1 protein-coding gene and 1 pseudogene are annotated in these 2,484 nt (G+C 74.0%); both read left to right on the forward strand.

Annotation, left to right across the window (positions count from 1 at the left end):
- Positions 1–16: 16 nt before the first annotated feature.
- Positions 17–937 (forward strand): annotated as a pseudogene (gene purD / locus JHN45_RS51550) (phosphoribosylamine--glycine ligase); the annotation flags it as partial.
- Positions 938–1,255: 318 nt separating this feature from the next.
- Positions 1,256–2,484: hypothetical protein (locus JHN45_RS51555; RefSeq protein WP_201056413.1), on the forward strand; the 1,229-nt coding region annotated here is incomplete at its 3' end.

A 2,484-nucleotide genomic window follows, 5' to 3' on the forward strand; every position in this document is an offset into this window, starting at 1 on the left:
TCGTACAGACGTATGAGCGGCCGGTGTCCCCACCGCCCGCTCATACGTCTGTACGACCCCGGAAGAGGTCGACGAGGCTCTCGACGCCTTCGGTGCGCCGTACGTCGTGAAGGACGACGGACTGGCCGCGGGCAAGGGTGTCGTCGTCACGGACGACCTCGACGCGGCGAAGGCGCACGCCAACGCCTGTGAGCGGGTCGTCATCGAGGAGTTCCTCGACGGGCCCGAGGTGTCGCTCTTCGCGATCACCGACGGGGTGACCGTCGTCCCGCTCCAGCCCGCGCAGGACTTCAAGCGCGCGCTCGACGGCGACGAGGGCCCGAACACCGGCGGCATGGGCGCGTACTCCCCGCTGCCGTGGTCGGACCCGAAGCTGGTGGACGAGGTCGTGCAAACCGTCCTTCAGCCGACCGTGGACGAGATGCGCCGCCGCGGCACCCCCTTCTCCGGCCTCCTCTACGCCGGTCTCGCGATCACGTCACGCGGTGTGCGGGTCATCGAGTTCAACGCCCGCTTCGGCGACCCGGAGACCCAGGTGGTCCTGGCCCGCCTGAAGACCCCGCTGGCCGGCGTCCTGCTCGCCGCGGCGAACGGCACGCTCGAAGACCTCGCCCCCCTGCGCTGGAGCGAGGACGCGGCGGTCACCGTCGTCATCGCCTCGCACAACTACCCCGACACCCCGCGCACCGGCGACCCGATCACCGGCCTCGACGAGGTGGCCGCGCAGGACGCCCCGCACGCGTACGTGCTGCACGCCGGGACCCGGCACGACGGCGACGACGTCGTCAGCGCGGGCGGCCGGGTGCTGTCCGTCACGGCGACCGGTACGGATCTCACGCAGGCCCGCGAACGCGCGTACGCGGCCGTGGCCCGCGTCCGCCTCGACGGCTCCCAGCACCGCACGGACATCGCGGCGAAGGCGGCGGCGGGCGAGTAGCCCCTAGGACCTGATCCGCCGGACAGGCCCAAGCGCTCCCGCGCACCGATGAACCCCACAGGCCCCGATCCCGTCTCAGGATTCGGGGCCTGATCCTTGCCCTCACCCTTGCCCTCCGTCGTCCACCTTTCCCCTGAGCCATTCCATCGAGTGACCGATGCCCCATCCGGCTGACGGGGGCCGGGGCCCCAACTATGGTGCGGCGCAAGCGTTCCGGCACTTGGCCCACCGGCATTGCGATGTCAGTGGCGGGTGCCACAGTGGGGGAGTGAGCAACGCCAGCAGAGCGGGACAGCACGGAGGGGGTGAGGTCCGGTCGTGACCGGTATGGGTGTGGAGGCGGGCGCGCAGGCGGCGCGTTCCCGGGCCTTGGCCGTGCTGCGCATCCGCAGCCGTGCGCTGGCCGTCGCCCTGTTGCCCGCCGCCGTCGCGGTGATCCTGCTCGCCGGCGGTTCCTCCGGCCATCTCATGGGCCGGGGCTGGGACCTCGCCCGCTGGATCATGGGCGTGGCCGCCGTCCTCGTGCTGCTCGCGGCCGGCGCGATCGCGCTGGTCGTCGCCCGCTCCCGCCCCGCCGTGAGTCCTACGGTCGCGATCGCCGAGGAGTCGGCCCCCGACCTGTACCGCATGGTGCGCGACCTGGCCGACCGCCTCGACGTCCCCGCGCCCTCCGCGATAGCGCTCACCCCGGACTGCGACAGCTGGCTGGAGGACCGCACCCACCCGTCCCACGGCCCGCTCCCGCAGGAGGACCGCGACGAGATCACGGGCGTACGCGGCCTCACCCCGGCGCGCTCCCGGCGTACGGCGGCCGCGCCCGTCCTCGTCATCGGCTCCCCGTTCCTGTGGTGGATGCGGGTCGGTGAGCTGCGCGCGGTGCTCGCCCCGGTCGTCGCGGGTACGGGACCTTCGGCGCACCCGGACATAGCCGCCGCCCGCCGTTTCGTACGGGGCCTGGACGCGGCGGTGGCCGTGACCTCGGCACCGCGAGGTCCCGTGTTCCGCTCGGTGCTCGCCGGTGTCGGCTGGGTGGCCCGGCTGCTGCTGCGCAGTTGCCGGGGACACGCGGCCGAGATGGAGCGGGGCGTGGCCGCCGCTGCCGCCGAGCGTGCACAGGCTGTGGATTACGGACTGCGGATCGTCGCCCAGGAGCAGGTGGGGCTGGCGTACGCGGGCTGGGACCGGCTGCTGACCCGGGTCGCGCTGCCCGCGTGGCGGATGGGCCGCTGGCCGTCCCGGCTGGACGCGGGTGTCGTCGCCGCGCTCACGGAGCTGTCCCGCCGTGACCGCCTGGCCGAGGGCTTCGCGTCCCGGCTCGGCGAGCGCCCCGCCTGTGACCTGCTCGAAGAGCCCGGCACGATCGACGAGGCGACCTCGCTGCTCGCCGCCCGCCTCTTCCACGGCGGCCCGGCCGAGGCCGGTCCCGACTGGGCGCCGGTGGACTGGCAGGAGTACCCGGAGGAGGTCGTCGACCGCACCTGGCGCACCGACGCGGCCCGCCTCCACCGTGTCCTGGACACCCTCGGCGTCCGCCGCTCCCCCGCCGC

The organism is Streptomyces sp. MBT53 (genome assembly GCF_016654115.1).
Classification (GTDB): Bacteria; Actinomycetota; Actinomycetes; order Streptomycetales; family Streptomycetaceae; genus Streptomyces.